This is a genomic window from Pseudomonas sp. 43(2021), assembly GCF_017490805.1.
In the GTDB taxonomy this organism is placed as follows: Bacteria; Pseudomonadota; Gammaproteobacteria; order Pseudomonadales; family Pseudomonadaceae; genus Aquipseudomonas.
Genome location: NZ_JAFGYJ010000650.1, coordinates 1 through 243 on the forward strand (window position 1 = coordinate 1; position 243 = coordinate 243).

At 60.9% G+C, this 243-nt stretch carries 1 protein-coding gene; it reads left to right on the forward strand.

What is annotated here, in order from left to right; genetic code table 11:
• Positions 1-243, forward strand: a 243-nt coding sequence (locus J5M71_RS29125; protein ID WP_207839162.1) for an immunoglobulin-like domain-containing protein, incomplete at both ends; no start/stop codon positions are given.

The following is a 243-nucleotide window of genomic DNA, read 5'->3' on the forward strand; positions in this document are numbered from 1 at the left end:
AGGCCTCGGTGGCCGAGAACGTCAATCCGGCCTTCACCGTGCACATCAACCAGGCGCTGGCCCATGACCTGGGCGTGACCCTGAGCAACAATGCCCAGGTCACCATCAAGGCTGGCGAAACCAGTGCACCGTACACCCATGCGGCGCAAGGCGATGACGTCTATAACGATGCTGGCCAGATCAGCCTGGGCATCAGTTCGGCTGTGGATGCAACCGGTGCGACCTTCGAAAATCTGCAGCTGG